1 protein-coding gene is annotated in these 382 nt (G+C 54.7%); it reads right to left on the bottom strand.

Annotated elements, in window-relative coordinates; all coding sequences use genetic code 11:
- Window positions 1-319 (bottom strand): IS5/IS1182 family transposase (locus RT21_RS22925; RefSeq protein ID WP_046164478.1); only part of this gene is annotated, 319 nt, incomplete at its 3' end.
- Window positions 320-382: the final 63 nt, after the last annotated feature.

The raw sequence follows: 382 nt of genomic DNA, 5'->3' as shown, positions 1-382 counted from the left end.
GGAAGTTGAGGATGGTGGTTTCGTCGGGGATGCGATCTAGCTGCAAGCCCGCAAAATGCCGCAAGATGGTCGTTTCATACAGGGCCTCTTCCATCGCCGGATCGCTGTAGCCAAACCAGTTCTGCATCAGATGAACCCGCAGCATGGCTTCCAGCGGATAGGCAGGGCGCCCACCTTCACCCTTGGGATAATGGGGCTCGATCAATGCCAGCAATGGCTTCCAGGGGACAACCTGATCCATTTCGATCAGGAAGCGCTCACGGCGGGTCTGCTTACGTTTTCCGGCGTATTCGGCGTCAGCGAAGCTCATCTGTTTCATGCGGTGATCTCGAAAATGGGCTGCGCCATTTTACCGTTTTAGAAAGTCTTTTTCAGACGTTCC

The sequence above is a fragment of the Pseudomonas sp. 10B238 genome (genome assembly GCF_000970615.1).
In the GTDB taxonomy this organism is placed as follows: Bacteria; Pseudomonadota; Gammaproteobacteria; order Pseudomonadales; family Pseudomonadaceae; genus Stutzerimonas.
This window is presented reverse-complemented; position numbering and strand designations above follow the sequence as displayed.